The sequence below is a fragment of the Ferdinandcohnia sp. GQ5 genome, assembly GCF_059759275.1.
Map to the genome: position 1 here is coordinate 46,573 of NZ_JCAXEW010000008.1, position 16,116 is coordinate 62,688.

20 protein-coding genes are annotated in these 16,116 nt (G+C 36.4%); 1 reads left to right on the top strand and 19 read right to left on the bottom strand.

What is annotated here, in order from left to right; all coding sequences use genetic code 11:
- Positions 1-61: 61 nt before the first annotated feature.
- From hepT to AC6CHV_RS11460, 14 genes are all read right to left on the bottom strand, one after another.
- Positions 62-1,024 carry a heptaprenyl diphosphate synthase component II gene (hepT, locus tag AC6CHV_RS11395; protein WP_341331039.1) on the bottom strand — a complete coding sequence of 321 codons (963 nt, stop codon included), beginning with the start codon at positions 1,022-1,024 and terminating at the stop codon, positions 62-64.
- Positions 1,025-1,063: 39 nt separating this feature from the next.
- Complete coding sequence (locus AC6CHV_RS11400) at positions 1,064-1,768, bottom strand: demethylmenaquinone methyltransferase (protein WP_341331038.1); 705 nt, start codon at positions 1,766-1,768, stop codon at positions 1,064-1,066.
- 2 nt (positions 1,769-1,770) lie between these two features.
- The gene (locus AC6CHV_RS11405) at positions 1,771-2,586 is read right to left on the bottom strand and encodes a heptaprenyl diphosphate synthase component 1 (RefSeq protein ID WP_341331037.1); all 816 of its coding nucleotides are present in this window, start codon (positions 2,584-2,586) and stop codon (positions 1,771-1,773) included.
- A gap of 146 nt (positions 2,587-2,732) precedes the next feature.
- Positions 2,733-2,963 carry a trp RNA-binding attenuation protein MtrB gene (gene mtrB / locus AC6CHV_RS11410; protein WP_121448990.1) on the bottom strand — a complete coding sequence of 77 codons (231 nt, stop codon included), beginning with the start codon at positions 2,961-2,963 and terminating at the stop codon, positions 2,733-2,735.
- Between the two features lie 115 nt (positions 2,964-3,078).
- Entirely contained in the window at positions 3,079-3,645 is a 567-nt protein-coding gene (folE, locus tag AC6CHV_RS11415) for a GTP cyclohydrolase I FolE (protein WP_341331036.1), read from the bottom strand.
- 151 nt (positions 3,646-3,796) lie between these two features.
- A complete protein-coding gene (gene hbs / locus AC6CHV_RS11420; protein ID WP_077618610.1) occupies positions 3,797-4,069 on the bottom strand; it encodes a non-specific DNA-binding protein Hbs in 273 nt (90 codons plus the stop codon).
- 289 nt (positions 4,070-4,358) lie between these two features.
- Positions 4,359-5,837, bottom strand: a complete 1,479-nt coding sequence (gene spoIVA, locus AC6CHV_RS11425; protein WP_121448992.1) for a stage IV sporulation protein A — start codon at positions 5,835-5,837, stop codon at positions 4,359-4,361.
- Between the two features lie 267 nt (positions 5,838-6,104).
- Positions 6,105-6,824, bottom strand: a complete 720-nt coding sequence (locus tag AC6CHV_RS11430) for a YphF family lipoprotein (protein ID WP_341331035.1) — start codon at positions 6,822-6,824, stop codon at positions 6,105-6,107.
- 27 nt (positions 6,825-6,851) lie between these two features.
- Positions 6,852-7,052 carry a DUF2768 domain-containing protein gene (locus AC6CHV_RS11435; RefSeq protein WP_099351703.1) on the bottom strand — a complete coding sequence of 67 codons (201 nt, stop codon included), beginning with the start codon at positions 7,050-7,052 and terminating at the stop codon, positions 6,852-6,854.
- A gap of 621 nt (positions 7,053-7,673) precedes the next feature.
- Complete coding sequence (locus tag AC6CHV_RS11440) at positions 7,674-8,708, bottom strand: NAD(P)H-dependent glycerol-3-phosphate dehydrogenase (RefSeq protein WP_440272522.1); 1,035 nt, start codon at positions 8,706-8,708, stop codon at positions 7,674-7,676.
- Between the two features lie 15 nt (positions 8,709-8,723).
- Positions 8,724-10,034 (bottom strand): ribosome biogenesis GTPase Der, encoded by a 1,311-nt coding sequence (gene der / locus AC6CHV_RS11445; protein WP_341331033.1) that lies wholly within the window; start codon positions 10,032-10,034, stop codon positions 8,724-8,726.
- A gap of 150 nt (positions 10,035-10,184) precedes the next feature.
- Positions 10,185-10,376: a capping complex subunit for YIEGIA gene (locus AC6CHV_RS11450; protein WP_099362708.1), complete on the bottom strand. Its 192-nt coding sequence runs from the start codon at positions 10,374-10,376 to the stop codon at positions 10,185-10,187.
- On the bottom strand, positions 10,373-11,269 hold the full coding sequence (locus AC6CHV_RS11455) for a YIEGIA family protein (RefSeq protein WP_440272523.1): 897 nt from the start codon (positions 11,267-11,269) through the stop codon (positions 10,373-10,375). Before AC6CHV_RS11455 ends, AC6CHV_RS11450 begins: the two co-directional genes overlap by 4 nt.
- Position 11,270: 1 nt before the next feature.
- Positions 11,271-11,870 carry a YphA family membrane protein gene (locus AC6CHV_RS11460; RefSeq protein ID WP_341331031.1) on the bottom strand — a complete coding sequence of 200 codons (600 nt, stop codon included), beginning with the start codon at positions 11,868-11,870 and terminating at the stop codon, positions 11,271-11,273.
- 171 nt (positions 11,871-12,041) lie between these two features.
- Here AC6CHV_RS11460 and AC6CHV_RS11465 point away from each other — a divergent pair, with 171 nt between their 5' ends.
- Complete coding sequence (locus AC6CHV_RS11465; protein ID WP_341331030.1) at positions 12,042-12,185, top strand: YpzI family protein; 144 nt, start codon at positions 12,042-12,044, stop codon at positions 12,183-12,185.
- Between the two features lie 42 nt (positions 12,186-12,227).
- Here the strand turns inward: AC6CHV_RS11465 and rpsA are convergent, their stop codons facing one another.
- The 5 genes from rpsA to AC6CHV_RS11490 all read right to left on the bottom strand — a co-directional run bounded on the left by rpsA (position 12,228) and on the right by AC6CHV_RS11490 (position 15,952).
- On the bottom strand, positions 12,228-13,364 hold the full coding sequence (rpsA, locus tag AC6CHV_RS11470) for a 30S ribosomal protein S1 (protein ID WP_341331029.1): 1,137 nt from the start codon (positions 13,362-13,364) through the stop codon (positions 12,228-12,230).
- Between the two features lie 248 nt (positions 13,365-13,612).
- On the bottom strand, positions 13,613-14,194 hold the full coding sequence (locus AC6CHV_RS11475) for a lysophospholipid acyltransferase family protein (protein WP_341331028.1): 582 nt from the start codon (positions 14,192-14,194) through the stop codon (positions 13,613-13,615).
- A 5-nt stretch (positions 14,195-14,199) separates the two neighbouring features.
- Positions 14,200-14,871 carry a (d)CMP kinase gene (gene cmk, locus AC6CHV_RS11480; RefSeq protein ID WP_341331027.1) on the bottom strand — a complete coding sequence of 224 codons (672 nt, stop codon included), beginning with the start codon at positions 14,869-14,871 and terminating at the stop codon, positions 14,200-14,202.
- Between the two features lie 148 nt (positions 14,872-15,019).
- A complete protein-coding gene (locus AC6CHV_RS11485) occupies positions 15,020-15,202 on the bottom strand; it encodes a YpfB family protein (protein ID WP_099362699.1) in 183 nt (60 codons plus the stop codon).
- A gap of 72 nt (positions 15,203-15,274) precedes the next feature.
- Positions 15,275-15,952, bottom strand: coding sequence for a flagellar brake protein (locus AC6CHV_RS11490; protein WP_341331026.1), 678 nt, complete (start codon positions 15,950-15,952; stop codon positions 15,275-15,277).
- Positions 15,953-16,116: the final 164 nt, after the last annotated feature.

Below are 16,116 nucleotides of genomic sequence, written 5' to 3' on the forward strand. Positions count from 1 at the left end.
CGTTTAAGCGCTCAGTTTTTTAATGACAACACGAGGTAAGTTACAAAGAGGCCAAGTAACTTTAAAATTTTCTTTTTCCGATATATTTTGCAATATTATATAGTGTATTTCTAGCACGACCAGAAGGTAATTCCTCTAATACCTTATACGCTTTATCTAAATAACGGTTACTTATAGCCTCAGATTGTTTGATTGCATTTGATTGTTTAATCAACGTGATTAATGGTTTAATTTCGTCAGATGTTGTATGTTCTGAAACTTGAGTAATAAGGTCTTTAAGTTTCGCATCATTCATCGCATAAAGAACTGGCAATGTAATATTCCCTTGCATCAAGTCACTACCAGCAGGTTTGCCTAGTTGTTGATCAGTGCCTGTAAAATCAAGAATATCATCTGTAATTTGAAAGGCCATTCCAACATAATAGCCAAATAAATAAAGTTTTTTATGAATATCAGAAGGAACACCCGCCGCAACTGCTCCTAGTTGGCAGCTACTTGCGATTAATAGGGCCGTTTTCCGTTTTATACGACGCAAATAACATCGTAAGTCTTGATCAAACCGGTATTTATCTTTAATTTGCTCAATCTCACCTAAACACACCTCGACGATTGTATGAGCAAGAAGTTTATGTAATAAAGGATTATCAAGTTTCGTGATGATCTCTAGAGAACTTCCTAGTATATAATCTCCTGCATACATTGCAATTTTATTGTCCCATTTGGCTTTAATGGTAGGCTTGCCACGACGTAGGTCCGCGTCATCAATCACATCATCATGGACAAGCGATGCTGTATGAATAAGCTCAAGTGTTACGGCTACGTTTTTAATCACATTAATATCATACTTACCGAATTTGCCACCTAATAGGACAAAAACAGGTCGTAATCGTTTTCCACCTGATTGCAATAAATGCAATCCAGCTTGCTGAAGAACAGGATGCTCCCCTTTGATGGAAGCCTCCAGTTCCTTTTCTATAATAGCTAAATCTGTATTCAAATACGAATACATCAAAGATAATTTCATGAGTTTCACCTTAGTTTACAAAAATATGACGCGAAAATATTATTTCTTATACCCTAAATGCATAGCAGCTACACCCAAAGTGTACGGTTTAACTTCAATGTCCTTTAAGCCTGCTTCTCGGAACATATTTGCTAGTTCTTTCATGCCTGGAAAATCACGTGCAGATTCTTGTAACCATGAATATTCCTGATAGCTTTTCGCAAAAAGTTTTCCGAAAACTGGCATAATAAAACGAAAATAGAAAAAGTATAATTGACGAAATCCAATCATTGTTGGTTGTGAAGTTTCTAAACAAACAACCTTGCCACCAGGTTTTACTACCCTTTGCATTTCTTTTAAAACGGTCATATAGTCTGGTACATTTCTTAAACCAAAGCCAATTGTTACATAGTCAAAGGAATTATCCTCAAACGGCAGTTCCATCGCGTTTCCATGTACCAATTTAACCTGATCTAATTGCAGATTAACAACCTTCTCTTGGCCAATTTTTAACATATTTTTACTGAAATCTAGACCAACTACTTTCCCATTAGGACCCACTGCTTCTGCAAGCGCAATCGTCCAATCTGCAGTTCCACAACATAGATCTAATGCGGATGAGCCTTTTTGGACATCCATTCTTTTCATTGTATCCTTACGCCAGGCTTTATGTTGTTGGAAGCTAATCACGGAATTCATTTGGTCATAATTTTTATATATTTTTTCAAACACATGGTGTACACGCTGTTCTTTAGATTGCTCCATAATTACCCTTCTTCCACAATCTTATTCATTGATATTGAAGCACCTTCAAATCGTAACTCATTAATTCGATTTAATAAGATACTGTTCATTTTTGGGTTCTTTGCTAAAATCTGATCCAGCTTATTTGTTACAACAGAAAGCTGCCTGTTAAAAACGATCATTACTTGTGTCTCATGATCATGTTTTTCATGCTGAAAAACGATTTTCTTTAGCGTCTTGAAGAGAATTGAATTCCCGTTTTCCAGATACTGTTCGCGTTCGCGCAGTAGTCTTTTTAATAATAAAAAATTCAAAATGAGTTCTTCCCATTTTATTATTTGAAAGCTTTTTATAATTTTTTGAAAAATGGCCGACTCCACAGTAGTTACACAATTAAAAAGCTTGTCTATATTTTCATTGTCCATTTGGTACAAATAAATTTTTGCTTCATTTACTTCTTTAATTCCTTCTGCAAGTACTCGAATGAAGTTTATATCGGAGACCTGAGCCAGAAGTTTATAATATAATCCGCTAAAATAATCTCCCGCCAATACAGCCAACTGTTGACTGCGCATGCGTTCATCTGAATAGGATAATCGATTGGGGACTGATTCATGGGTATCCAATGCCTGTTGAACAAGCATAGTTGTTACTATATAGTTTTCCAATTGCTCTTTTGGCAAAAGTAAATCCTCGCATATCGAATTCAATAATAAAATCTTATCTTCATCTATGCTAGGTGTTTCCATATATCTTTGAAGGTATGAATGTCTTGTTTTAACCTCAATACGCTCCTTAAGATTGGCAACTATTTCCTTGATGTCATGCAAATCAATCACCCTTGTTTCCCCAATTTAAATAATAGATTTTCTATTTTGAAGGTCTTTATATTAGTCTCTTTAAAACAACGTTAATTATAACATATATCCCATAGTTTTTCCCTTAGTTTTATGCAATCCAAAAGAAAAAGCAGGAATAACCTGCTTTATTTTTTGGAATCAGATTCAGTTTCTCCATGGCTAGTTTGAATAATTGCATGGCCACGAACCTTAATTGCTGAAGTATGTTCAGTAAATTGGGCAATCATTACTTCGCCTCTATCTAATTTCTCCGAATGATGGAAGCGTGTATCAGATCCTCTCGTTAAACCGATTACATTGACTCCATCTTCCACTGCTTTAATTACAATAAATTCTGAGTTTGAATTATTACTCATCCTTCTTCACTCCTATGAATGCTATGTAAAGGAAATTTTTTCAACTCATTCCACATTTAATGGAAAATGAGTGAAATCCACATTATTTTTACTATCTCGTAATTCATTACGTATGTCAATTCTTAATTAAAGATAATACCTCACTTCGCGCAGCTGGGTCTTTTTGTAATATTCCACGAACAGCAGAAGTTACTGTTTTTGCTCCTGGTTTTTTTACTCCCCGCATTGTCATACACATATGTTCTGCTTCAATTACTACCATTACCCCATGAGGATGTAAGGTTTCAACAATAGAGTCTGCAATTGTTGAGGTAATTCTCTCTTGCAATTGAGGTCTTTTAGCGACTGCTTCTACGGCTCGTGCAAGCTTACTTAAGCCAGTTACTTTACCACCTTTAGGAATGTAGGCAACATGTGCGTGACCATAAAACGGGACAAGATGGTGCTCACACATTGAGTAAAATGGGATGTCTTTGACAAGCACTAACTCTTCATGTTCCTCACCGAAAATGGTCTGAAAATATTCTTTCGGGTCATCTTGTAGACCAGAGAATACCTCCGCATACATTTTAGAAACTCTTTTTGGCGTATCGACTAGTCCTTCTCTCTCTGGATCTTCACCGATTGCTTCTAAAATCATGGTTACTGCCTGCTCTATTTTTTTATAGTCAATGGAAGTCATTTTAGCCAACCCCTCTTCATTTTACATTACATACTACTAGTCAATTGATTCTAGCATAATTATGTACAGAAAACAAAAATAAAAAGAGCCGTAAGAAACGACTCTTTTTTGTAATTCAATTTTATATCTTTCACATAGTTTCTATGTAAAATTATTTTACTGCATCCTTAAGCGCCTTTCCTGGTTTAAATGCAGGAACCTTGCTAGCAGCAATTTCGATTTCTTCACCAGTTTGAGGATTACGACCTTTACGTGCAGCACGCTCACGCACCTCAAAGTTACCAAATCCGATTAACTGAACTTTGTCTCCACCTTTAAGGGCTTCAAGAATTGAATCAAAAACTGCATCAACAGCTTTTGTAGCATCCTTCTTAGATAGTTCAGCACTTTCAGCCACCGCATTAACTAAATCTGTTTTGTTCATGACATTCACCTCCTCCCAAATATGCTATTCATTCAATATGAGTGATTATTCATTGTTCTGCGAGTCTTGTGTCATCAAGTGTCTTCAACGTTAGTCTGATACTAACATGCCTTATAATAAACGATTATTAGACATAATTCAATATATTTCAACAGAAATTTTACCTTTTTATGTATTTTTCACCAATTCGGCTCTATTTTTTTGTAAAAAGCTTATCATATAAGTGTTTCGTAAGCAAATCCTCCTCTTTATTGCATAAAAAAAGACTCCCTTGTGAGGAGCCATTATCCTATAATATGATAGCAATTAATCCGCCCGAACCTTCGTTAATGATTCTTTCAAGAGTTTCTTTAAGCTTGTAGCGCGCATTTTCAGGCATTAATGATAATTTCGCTTGAATACCTTCGCGTACAATGGAGCTTAATGATCTTCCAAATATGTCTGAATTCCAGATAGAAAGTGGATCATCTTCAAAGTCTTGCATTAAATATCGGACCAATTCTTCACTTTGTTTTTCTGTACCTATAATCGGAGCAAATTCAGATTCTACATCAACCTTAATCATGTGAATAGAAGGCGCAACAGCCTTTAAGCGAACCCCAAATCGGGAACCTTGTCGAATAATTTCAGGCTCATCAAGACTCATGTCAGATAACGCTGGTGCTGCAATTCCATAACCCGTTTGTTTCACCATTTTTAGTGCATCTGCCACTTGATCATACTCTGCTTTTGCATGTGCAAAGTCCTGCATTAACTGTAAGAGATGATCTTTTCCGCGGATTTCAACACCCACCACTTCTTTAAGGATTTGATCATATAGATCATCTGGAGCATATAAATCAATTTCAGCTACACCCTGCCCCATTTCGATACCAGCCAAGCTTGCTTGGTCAATAAAGTCATATTCACTAAATTGCCCTACAACTCGATCAACATCTCGTAACCGCTTGATATCCTGAACAGTATCCTTCACAGCATCTTGATAGCTTTCCCTTAACCAATGATCTTCTCTTAAGACCATTACCCAGCTAGGTAGATTAACATTTACCTCTAATACCGGGAACTCATAAAGTGCTTCGCGTAGAACATTGAAAACATCTGCTTCACGCATACTTTCAACACTCATCGCTAAAACTGGAATATCGTACTTTTCATTTAACTCTTGACGAAGCGCATCTGTCTCTGGGTGATGAGGATGAACTGTGTTAATAACCATAATAAATGGTTTTCCTACCTCTTTAAGTTCCTCAATAACCCTCTCTTCTGCTTCAATATAATCTCTTCTAGGAATCTCCCCAATTGAGCCGTCTGTTGTTACTACTACCCCAATTGTAGAATGCTCCTGAATTACTTTTCTCGTGCCAATTTCAGCTGCTTCATGAAAAGGAATCGGCTCTTCATACCAAGGAGTGTTTATCATACGAGGCCCATTTTCATCCTCATAGCCCTTTGCACCCGGAACCGTGTATCCCACACAATCCACAAGGCGAATGTTAACATTAAGTCCTTCTTCAACATGTACAGAAACAGCTTGGTTTGGAACAAATTTTGGTTCTGTTGTCATAATTGTTCTTCCTGCAGCACTTTGTGGCAGCTCATCCTGTGCACGTGCCTTATCTGCCTCACTACCGATATTTGGTAAAACTACTAATTCCATGAACTTCTTTATGAAAGTGGATTTGCCAGTTCTAACTGCACCAACGACTCCTAAATATATATCGCCACCGGTGCGCTCAGCGATATCTTTAAAAATATCTACCTTTTCCAAGTGTGATCCCTCCCGATTTTACAATTCTTGGGATAATTATATCCGTTTACTACATATTCTAGGACATTATATTTGTATGACGTTGTCCTAATTAAATATGACTATTTCTAGAAAAAAATTCCCCCCATAATATGTAGCAGCAAAGTTGAGTTCAAAAAGATGAATGAAAACTACACTAGTAAGCTATTTTTCTTACACTTTTTGAACATAATTTACAAAATAAAAACCCTTCTCTTAGAGTTTATGTCTAAAAGAAGGGTTCATGACTTATTTATTTAAAAATATTGGTTCATTATTATCATCAATCGTAGTGGGGTGGGAATTTACAGGAACAAACATTGAATGTTCAACTAAAATATCCCGAATATCATCACCTGATTGGTAGGTATGCTCATGTTTTGTTAAATACTCATATAAATCCATACGATAGTCTACAATAATCTCATTTGTGTTTGTTATCAAGAGTGGTAAGTTTTTCCCTGAAAAAGGACTTACCACAAACGGTTCTTCTTTCAATCCTAGCTTGCTATAATCCAAAGTAAATATACCTGTTTGAAGTTGTTCTTTAAATGGTGCATACCCATTTGATGAACGATACATTTCTACTCGTAAATTTAGTTCACTAATTTCTTCTGAAATTCGTACATCTAGAAGTTTAACAGTTGGATTTGTTTCTACATTTACTAAAACATATAAATAAACTCCACCAGTTTCATATGCATTACCAGGAGGTTCAGCTATGTACTTGGGTGAAAGCCGAGTAAAATCAATCGGATATTTTTGATATAAAGGAGTCTCCATGTCTCTTGTTTTGATTGGTAAGAGCCCACCATTATCCTCTTTGAATTTGTCAACTGCTTTCTGAACATCCGCAACCTGGTCTTCATATGGAATTTGGTTTTCAGTAAGCTTTTCTTTTGGATACAAGCATCCCGTAAGTAATGATAAAGAAAAAACAATTACCATCAGTTGTAACGTAACTTTCATAATAATACCATCCTTAAGTTTGTATCTTTATTCACTAACAGGTCCGCTGAACACGACAAAGAAGATAATGATTCCTGCTAGAATCATAAAAATATATGCTATCGTGGCTACTAATCCTTTTAAGAAGCCCTTCAATTTAAAACGGCTAAGATAAATGGATATTACTGCGATAAACATAAATGCAATACCCGCAAATGATATCCACATTTTTAGTAATCCTGGTGTCACCTTTTTCACTCCCTTGTCCAACATCTAGGTGTATTCAAAAAGGAGGATGAAAAGGACCTCGCCGGCTAAAAACGCCACGTCCTATGGCGCGCCGCCGGCACTAGCACATCCTGTGCGTCGAAAGTTCAAGGCGGCGAAGCTTTGAGCACCGGAACGTATGTAATTTAATACGTGAGGGTCTTAAACAGCAAGCCAACAAAGAAATTCGAATGTCATTTTCACCGGACTTTTTGAACATCCTCTTAACATTCCGTCAAATATTATATCATAATACGCATCTATAAACTAAGACAATGTTGTTAATTGTGAACATGAAACCTTTTTTCGAAATAAAACAAAAAAACTGAAGTAAAGAGGGGCGTCTTTACCTCAGCAAAACTTGAACAACTAAATATTCCCTTTATCCAATCGCTCAACCCACACAGTATACTACGCTGCATTTTATGCGAAAAAGGCATGAAATGTATCGTCTAATGCCTATTTTTAGCAAGAAAAGTGCAAACGTTTTACTCAGTAGAAAATCCTTGCTATGCGAAATTATTGGAAAATCCCGCTAATATGGTATTCTCCTTGACATACTATGCACGCTAAAAGCGGTAGGTGTGCTAAATATTGCCACATTTAACCTTTTTCTTCTAAATAGTTGAAAAGATCAGCCATTTCGTTTGTCCTTCCTCTGGACATGAGTTTATCTACAGCCTCTTTAGGTGACTGATCATTGAAAAGAACATCATATAAAGCAAATGTAATCGGCATGGAAACATCCATTTTTTTGGCTAACTGGTAGGCAGCTTTCGTTGTCCTAACACCTTCGACCACCATTCCCATATTATCTAGAACTTCCTGAAGACTTTGACCTTTTCCAAGCAAATTTCCTGCACGCCAGTTCCGTGAGTGTACACTTGTACAAGTGACGATTAAATCTCCAATCCCAGTTAATCCAGCGAATGTTAGGGGATTTGCCCCCATTTTGCTGCCCAAACGTGAAATTTCGGCTAAACCGCGTGTAATTAACGCAGCTTTGGCATTATCACCATAACCAAGTCCGTCCGTAATACCTGCAGCCAATGCAATAATATTTTTTAACGCCCCACCAATTTCTACACCCACAATATCAGGGTTAGTGTAGACACGGAAATGCTGATTAATAAATAAGTCTTGCACATATTCAGCACTTTCCATATTTTTGGATGACACTGTAACAGTTGTTGGATGGCGAAGTACCACTTCCTCGGCATGACTTGGCCCAGAAAGTACAACAACATCTTTCAGTAAGTTTGAAGGCATTTCATCCTCAATCAATTCAGAAATCCGCTTTAATGTATCCGGTTCAATCCCTTTACTAACATGAATAATCGTTAAAGGGATTGAAATGAACTGAGTTATTTTCTGAAGTACTTCACGAATTGCTTTCGTCGGAACTGCAAGTACAACTGTTTTGACGTCCTCTAAGGATTTGTCTAAATCCGAATACCCAATAATGGTTTCTGGAAGCTCAATTGAGGGCACGTATTTTGAATTTGTATGTTTCGAATTGATTTCATCCGCTTGTTCCTTACGATGTGACCAAAGCCTCACTTCATGATCATTGTCTGCAAGAACGAGTGCTAGTGCAGTACCCCAACTGCCAGCTCCAACAACCGTTATTTTCTCCATTACTTCCTCCCCTTTCTATTTTCGAGCTCTCGCGATTATTTTAATTGGCGTACCTTCAAAGCCAAAAGCATCTCTGATTCGATTCTCTAAGAAACGTTCATAAGAAAAATGCATCAATTCAGGTTCATTTACAAATACAACAAAAGTCGGTGGCTTAACAGCAACCTGTGCGACATAATAGATTTTTAATCGTTTTCCCTTGTCCGTTGGTGTCGGATTCATTGCAACAGCATCCATGATGACATCATTTAACACATTCGTTTGGACACGCATTGTATGATTATCACTGGCCATATCAATCATCGGTAACAACGTATGGACTCTTCTTTTTGTTTTTGCAGATAAAAATACAATCGGTGCGTAATCAAGAAATAGGAAATGATCACGTACTTTTTGTTCAAATTCCTTCATGGTTTTATCATCTTTTTCGATGGCATCCCATTTATTAACAACAATCACCACTGCTCTACCCGCTTCATGAGCATAACCGGCTATTTTTTTATCTTGTTCAATAATACCTTCCTCAGCATTTAAGACGACAAGGACGACGTCAGAGCGTTCAATTGCTTTCAGCGCTCTTAATACACTGTACTTCTCAGTGCTTTCATAGACTTTTCCTTTTTTCCTCATACCAGCTGTATCGATGATGACATATTCCTTACCATCAACAGTGTATTTTGTATCTATAGCGTCCCTAGTGGTTCCCGCTATGTCACTTACAATTACTCTTTCCTCGCCTAACAAAGAATTAACAAGAGATGACTTCCCTACATTAGGTCGACCAATTAGAGAGAACTTAATGACGTCTTCATCATATTCTTCATCTGCACCCTTTGGAAAATGCCTTACAACTTCATCTAGTAAATCTCCAAGGCCAATTCCGTGGGAGCCTGAGATTGGTACAGGTTCACCAAATCCCAATGCATAAAAGTCATAAATATCTGCTCTCATTTCGGGATTGTCCACTTTATTAACAGCTAAAACAACTGGCGTTTTGGAGCGATATAATATTTTAGCAACCTCTTCGTCCGCACTTGTCACGCCTTCGCGACCGCTTGTCATAAAAATAATTACATCTGCTTCATCGATAGCGATTTCAGCTTGATGTCTAATTTGAGCAAGAAAAGGTTCATCACCAATATCAATACCACCGGTATCAATAATACTAAAATCTTGATTCAACCACTCACCTGAACTATAGATTCGATCCCTTGTCACTCCAGGTACATCTTCTACGATTGAAACTCTTTCTCCTACTATACGATTAAAAATTGTTGATTTCCCAACGTTAGGACGACCAACAATAGCTACTACTGGTTTTGCCACATGCGTTCTTCCCTTCTCAACTATCTATTACTACATATATCACATAAAATATGATTAATATCAACGTTATGTATAAAATAAACCCTTCTACGTTAGAAGGGTCATGCTTTTACATTCTATCAAAAATAAATGGTAACAACAATCAATTGTTTAGTGTTTTACGATTATGTATAAATTCTCACTGATTTCGTGAGCAATTCCATCTAAGATTGCTTCCAAATTTGCAGCTACTGTCTCCATTTCCTCTTTTGTAGGACATGAAAATACAGGTGTTCCCCCTGAAACGTTAACCTTAGATGTATCCATCTTAATCGCTGCTAAAACAAATTTTTCGATATTCATTTAAGTGGACGCCCCTTTTCGTTTGCGTTCCTCTCTGTTGGCATTCGGATTGCATTTTCTAATGTTGGTACACGACCTATTATTTCAATTGCTTTCTCAACATCTTTTTCCTGTGGCAAAACAAAAACTCCGACACGTCCATCATTCAAATCTCGCTTTGCCAAAGGGGTGAGAGCAGGGGTCCCCGAATCTCTGAATATCCCCAAAGCGGTAGATACATCATGTAAAATGGCTTGTCTTTGCCCTAAATTTGCAATGGTAGCTCTTGCATTAAACGTTTTAGGCTTTAAAATAAACCCCATCCCATATTCTAATATTTCTTCCTGTCTCGCAGGAAGTCCAATATTCATAATGTATATATTATCAACATACAAGCCTGCATCCTTAAAATACGGCTTAACAAACTCGATATCAACAATATCTTTAAGTCTACTACCAGCCATTAGCTTTTTGCAAATTAACAGACAAATGATACCCACAAGTATTCCAGCCCACATATTAATTGCTAAATAGGCAAAAGTAGATAAAAAGGAAGTAAAAATAACTAAGTAATTTCGACTTTCAAAGGCCACCGCGATTCCTTCAATATATGTCTTTCCTCTTGGAACAAGTTCATACGAATCAAGTTCAGTAAGCGTGTTTCGCTCCATATTTCGCACATCCCGAAATTGCGAAGCCGCAATCGTTAAAAAGGTGATTGCGGTAAAATCCTCTTCCATAATTGAAGGTACTGCAACGGTTCCTAATCCTGCAGCAATAAATCCTAAAGCAATATGAATGATTTTACCATGTAAATAAGTTGGATACTGACGATAATCTGTACGCAGCATGTAAAGGCGTACAGCAACTCCAAAAATGACCCCAAATAAAATTGGGTATGTATATTCATTCATGCTAGCCGTGTTTCTCCTTTGTGTTTTTTTGGACCAGAACATCCACATGATGAAGAAGATGTTCTAAGGATGACCAAACAAAAATAAAACAAAAACTAATTGCAATAACATCTAAAAAGACAAATGAACCAATTTCATAAGAAAAATTGACATTATTTATTATAATTCCATAAAGAATATCCCCCTGAATGGCACCAACTAAAAGCCCAACCAGTCGTAAACGGAAATCCTTTAATAACATTAATGTTACGTATATTAATGCAGCACCAAGCATCAAATTACGATTAAAAAAAAGCCAAACAGGATCATATAATTCGAACATTAAGAAACTACAATATGCTAATGAAATGGTAAGTATACAAATCAGCATATAAAATACTTGTCTTTTCGGTCGTTTTGAGATTTCCTTTATGCAAAAAAACAAAATTGGAATGATACTGTTATTTATTTTAATATCACCTACTTCAACGTAGTATGGTGATAATATGATAGTTACTAGAAACAAAATTGATAGGTAAAGCCTTTCATTGTTTTTCTTCATCAAAAAAGTACTACTCACCCATGCCATCCAAGTAATCCAATAAAATAAGACACCATCCATATCTCCACCTCCCATTATTTCCATTATGGCTAGAAATTATGAATTTTAACCTTATACGAATACCAAAATTCCTTTTATGAAACAATAAAATGGAATCAGTAATAGCCATTACCCCTATATACAATTCCCCAAAAAAGGATAGTTATGTAGGAAGAAAGAGGTGGAAATGAAGTGGGAAAAGATAGACAGGAAAGAAAGCATAAAGAGGCGCGATTAACGGAATCTGACCGTGATCAATCTCTTGATTATCCCGGAGCAACGAGATTGGATACTCCTGATGAAGCTAGGGAAATGAACCGTATGAATCCAAAATAAAAAGCTCTCACCCATATGGGTGAGAGCTTTTTTCGATAAAGATTACTTTAATTTATTTAATTGGTCACCAATTACTTCTCCAAGTTGAAAACCAGTTGTTTCTTCTTGTTGTTGGTATTTGCTGTAGTCTTCTTCAACGTTTTCTTCTAATTCTTTCATGCTTAATGAAATACGTTTCTCAGATTGATTTAGTTCAAGAATCTTCACTTTTACTTCTTGGCCTTCTTTTAATACTTCATGAGGAGTACCGATATGCTTAGAAGAAATTTGTGAAATATGAACTAGCCCTTCAACTCCAGGCAACACTTCAACAAACGCACCAAAGGATACAAGTCTTCTTACTGTTCCTTCAACTACGTCACCGATCGATAATTTTTCAGTGATGCTCTCCCATGGTCCAGGTAATGTTTCCTTCAACGATAACGAAATTCTTTCGTTATCACGATCAACAGATAATACCTTAACCTTGATTACTTGACCCTCTGAAACAACATCGGAAGGCTTTGATACATGCTCATGCGAAAGCTGAGAAATGTGTACAAGTCCATCAATACCACCGATATCAACAAATGCGCCGAAATCAGTCAATCGTTGAACAGTACCTTCAAGAACAGCCCCAACTTGTAAAGAGTCTAAAACCTGTTGTTTTTTGTTTTTTTGCTCTTCTTCAACTACAGCACGATGTGATAAAATTACTCTATTTTTCTCACGGTCAAGCTCAACAACTTTAACAGTTAATGATTTGTCCTTGTAATCAGAGAAATCCTCAACATAATAATTTTCAACTAAAGATGCTGGAATAAATCCTCTTACACCTAGGTCAACAACAAGTCCACCTTTTACAACATCTTTTACAATCGCTTCGAATACTTCACCTGAATTATACTTTTGCTCTAAATCATCCCACGCTTTAGAAGCAAGTACAGCTTTTTTGGATAAAATTAAAGCTTCTTCCTCTACTTTTGTAACTGAAAGCTCTAATTCTTCTCCTTCTGAAACAACATCACTAGCTTTTTCAACATGTAGGCTAGATAGCTCACTGATTGGGATAATTCCATCTAACTTACTGTTCTCAACTGACACAAAAACTTGTTTCTCTTCAACCTTTGTAATCTTGCCAGTGATAACATCACCGACTTGTAACTCTTTGTACTCAACTTGGTTCATGTCCTCTGCCATTCCAATTACCTCCTTAAAAGTCAAACACGAAAAACAATGTATGTATAAATAATATTATCAAATGCGCCTTGGCGTATTTGCGCCCGATTTTTTTCGAGCAAGCTCGAAAAATTTCCCTTGAAAAATCGTGGCATCCGCCGGAGGCTAACTTTATTAAGTAGAGGTATACCTCTACTTAATAAAGTTAAAAATATTCTTTTAATTAACTTCTAATAAATAGAGATATTTGTCAAGTATAAACTCTTAATCTATTGATATTTTTCCTGTAATTCTCTTATAGAATCCATAATTTTATTAGTTACTTCTTCAGGTGATGCTTTTTCAATTCTAAACTTTTCCATCTCAACTGGCTCACCGTATACCACTCTTAATTTCCCAAACAGTTTATAAGGTCCCAAAATTGCACACGGAACAACTACACAATCTGTTCGTAGTGCAAAAAAGCCGACTCCCGTTAAACCTTTTCCAAGCTTTCCATCCCTACTCCTTGTTCCTTCAGGGAAGATACCTAACACATTGCCTTCTTTTAGCACTTTTAATGCTGTTCTTAATGCTTCACGATCACTCATTCCACGCTTTACAGGGAAGGCATTTATTTTTGGTAAAATCGCACCTAATACAGGTACGTTAAACAGTTCCTCTTTTGCCATAAAATGTATATGTCTTGGAGATGTTACTCCAACTACAGGTGGGTCTAAATTGTCGATATGATTCGAACAAATCAAGACTCCACCTTCCTTTGGTATATTCTCCTTACCTATAACTTCAATACGGTAAAGAGGTTTGATGATTGCTCCAACTAATCCTCTTGCAAAGGGGTAAAGATTCATACCAATCAAATCCTTTCCTTCACAATATCCATAATCTTCACAACAACCTCTTCGATGCCTAACGATGTAGTATCAATTTCGATTGCATCTTCTGCCTTACGTAGTGGAGCAACCTCTCGTTCTGAATCTAATTTGTCCCTTTGGGCAATTTCCAACTTTAATTGCTCTAAATCCGACTGATATCCTTTTGAAAGGTTTTCTTGGTGTCGACGTTCTGCTCTTTCATCAACAGAAGCAAGAAGGAATATTTTCACTTCTGCATTTGGTAGTACATGAGTCCCAATGTCCCTTCCATCCATCACTACTCCACCGGACTTTGCAAAGCTTTGTTGACGTCTTACCATATCTTCCCTAACCTTACGATGCTTAGATACAATTGAAACTGAATTTGTTACATCATGATCACGAATTTTTTCGGTTACATCATTGTTATCAATAAAAACAAGCTGACCATTTTCGCTAGGTCTTAATTCTATATTTGCGTTTTGAAGAGCATCAAGAACCTGTTCTTCATTTTCTAGATCTAAGGATAATTGCAATGCTTTATAGGTTAATGCACGGTACATTGCACCTGTATCAACATATATGTAAGATAATTCTTTTGCAATAATTTTTGCAACAGTACTTTTTCCAGCAGCCGCTGGTCCGTCTATTGCTATTGAAATCTTCTTGTCCATAAACTAAGTATGCCTCCTGTTTGTAACGCTCTAAAAAGGTCTTTACCTCGATAAACAAATAAGCTTTTTCTCTAAGGCTTATTATATTTATTCATTAGAACAGTATTCCTACTTACGAAAAAATGCAGGGAATCCCTGCATTTATATTTTAATTGTTATTTAATAATGTTTCAATGGTTTTAGTCGTGTCTGATTTGTCGACACCTTCATATTCAATCATTCTCGTGATATACGGAGTCAACGGGCTATATAAAATAATAGCCTGTGCAACAAGCAGAAAGATAAATTGAATAATAGCAAGCTTGATTAAAATACGTTCAAAATTTTTCATTCCATACCAGCCCTAAACCAAGTTTTACTACTAGTATGCTAATGTAATTCTTTTTTTATTCTATAAAAGCTGCTATTCTTTTAATTCGCTAGAATGTATGCCTTTTTTCTTTAACAATAATTGTCTTTGAAAACAAAACTTAATTAACAGTTGTCGAGCAGACTCTGTAACGTCCACAAATGTTATTGATGCTTTTGTTCTTTCTCCATTTTTCCCCTCAACAATACGGATTACTTTACTCTTAAAGGATATATATTGATATTCGTCAGAAAGAGTCGGGAAGACAAAATATGTGATTATATCTACTCCAGGATTAAGGCTTTTCGAAGAAGGTAGAATGATCGAGGCACCACCAGCACTAATATCATGTGTAATTGTAACAAATGGCGGAAACTCCCCGTTCATGCTGTGGATTGCGACATCTACCGGTGTTTCTATACGTACATATTCTCGTCTTTGAATCTTAAACATATGATCGTCACCTGGGAAGGAAAGAACAATCATAGGGATATTTTGTTTAACTCTGCCAAGCACTGAAGTATCAAAAAAATAAGCCGAAGTACTGTCTGCGGCTACAAAAGCCTTTAACATTGTTCCATTTATTAAATAAACTGTTTTCCCTGTTTTCGTATTAACAGGATAGTCAATATAGATCTTTTGTTCTTTTGTTTCAACAACCCTGCATCTATATTTTTCACCATTTGGATTTGTGGTTGGTTCAAGGTTTATCATATCCCCAATTTTCAACACGGACGTTCACTCTTTCTAAAACATTCTGTATATTAATTAAACCACGAATAAACTGAAAAGTACAAGTACCTTGTTCTACCCCGACAAGCATATGAAAAGGCGGCGAGAAGGGATGCCTTTTATCCTTGTTTGACGGATTGGCTTATGACCTCGAGGTGCTAGGT

What these genes read in the sequence shown, in the direction of transcription:
- rpsA (WP_341331029.1), bottom strand. Translation starts at nt 13,364, where the DNA reads ATGGCAGAGGACATGAACCAAGTTGAGTACAAAGAGTTACAAGTCGGT.
- AC6CHV_RS11460 (WP_341331031.1), bottom strand. Translation starts at nt 11,870, where the DNA reads ATGGATGGTGTCTTATTTTATTGGATTACTTGGATGGCATGGGTGAGT.
- hepT (WP_341331039.1), bottom strand. Translation starts at nt 1,024, where the DNA reads ATGAAATTATCTTTGATGTATTCGTATTTGAATACAGATTTAGCTATT.
- mtrB (WP_121448990.1), bottom strand. Translation starts at nt 2,963, where the DNA reads ATGAGTAATAATTCAAACTCAGAATTTATTGTAATTAAAGCAGTGGAA.
- AC6CHV_RS11450 (WP_099362708.1), bottom strand. Translation starts at nt 10,376, where the DNA reads ATGAATATCGAAAAATTTGTTTTAGCAGCGATTAAGATGGATACATCT.
- AC6CHV_RS11455 (WP_440272523.1), bottom strand. Translation starts at nt 11,269, where the DNA reads ATGAATGAATATACATACCCAATTTTATTTGGGGTCATTTTTGGAGTT.
- cmk (WP_341331027.1), bottom strand. Translation starts at nt 14,871, where the DNA reads ATGGACAAGAAGATTTCAATAGCAATAGACGGACCAGCGGCTGCTGGA.
- AC6CHV_RS11430 (WP_341331035.1), bottom strand. Translation starts at nt 6,824, where the DNA reads ATGAAAGTTACGTTACAACTGATGGTAATTGTTTTTTCTTTATCATTA.
- hbs (WP_077618610.1), bottom strand. Translation starts at nt 4,069, where the DNA reads ATGAACAAAACAGATTTAGTTAATGCGGTGGCTGAAAGTGCTGAACTA.
- AC6CHV_RS11440 (WP_440272522.1), bottom strand. Translation starts at nt 8,708, where the DNA reads ATGGAGAAAATAACGGTTGTTGGAGCTGGCAGTTGGGGTACTGCACTA.
- AC6CHV_RS11485 (WP_099362699.1), bottom strand. Translation starts at nt 15,202, where the DNA reads ATGAAAAATTTTGAACGTATTTTAATCAAGCTTGCTATTATTCAATTT.
- AC6CHV_RS11475 (WP_341331028.1), bottom strand. Translation starts at nt 14,194, where the DNA reads ATGAATCTTTACCCCTTTGCAAGAGGATTAGTTGGAGCAATCATCAAA.
- folE (WP_341331036.1), bottom strand. Translation starts at nt 3,645, where the DNA reads ATGACTTCCATTGACTATAAAAAAATAGAGCAGGCAGTAACCATGATT.
- AC6CHV_RS11400 (WP_341331038.1), bottom strand. Translation starts at nt 1,768, where the DNA reads ATGGAGCAATCTAAAGAACAGCGTGTACACCATGTGTTTGAAAAAATA.